This window comes from Vulcanococcus limneticus LL (assembly GCF_002252705.1).
GTDB classification, from domain to species: Bacteria; Cyanobacteriota; Cyanobacteriia; order PCC-6307; family Cyanobiaceae; genus Vulcanococcus; species Vulcanococcus limneticus.
Genome location: NZ_NQLA01000158.1, coordinates 1 through 684 on the forward strand (window position 1 = coordinate 1; position 684 = coordinate 684).

Annotated in this window: 1 protein-coding gene; it reads left to right on the top strand. The window is 63.7% G+C overall.

Translation table 11 applies throughout. From position 1 onward, the window contains the following. Positions 1–439 (top strand): DUF4079 domain-containing protein (locus tag CJZ98_RS17885; RefSeq protein ID WP_108723338.1); only part of this gene is annotated, 439 nt, incomplete at its 5' end. Positions 440–684 lie beyond the last annotated feature (245 nt).

Consider the following 684-nt stretch of genomic DNA (forward strand, 5'->3'; position numbering starts at 1 on the left):
GCTGATGTGGGTGCTGCTGAGCCTGATGCTCTACTCGGGCTACCTGGGCTTCAAGGCCAGCTTGATCCGAAAGGTGAGCGCCGAGGAACGCAAGGCGATGGTTCCCCTGCACTACGGCCAGCGTCACGCCCAACTCGGTGCGGTGCTCCTGGGCCTCACCCTGCTGGGCACCGCCGGTGGGCTGGCTGCCACCTTCCTCAAGCACGGCAAGCTGATCATCGGTCCGCATCTGTTTGTTGGTCTGGCGGTTGCCCTTCTGGTGATCGCCACGGCCTCCCTGGGACCTTCCCTCCAGAAGGGCAAGGACTGGGCCCGGGGCCTGCATGTGGCCATCAACGGGGGAGTGCTGCTGCTGTTCGGCTGGCAGGCCTTCACCGGCATCGCCATCGTCCAGAAGCTGCTGAGTTCAGCGGCATCACCAACGTCCCTTGGCACCTGATCCGATGACGTTCGCCACTCCTTTCCTCCGGCTGGCACGGATGGCCTTCTCCACCTTGCTCCTGATGTTCGTGGGCGTTGGGCTGTTGACGGCCCTTCCGAGTTCTGCCCTGGCGGCAGAGGCCTCGCCACCGAGGGCTCCCCTGCCGGGCAGGGCTGATTCAAAGTCTTAACTCGAGCTTGGTTCTGGCTTTCTCATCGCCATCGCCAGTAGCGCCGTGATGTCGTGAGTTACGGCTTGCATGC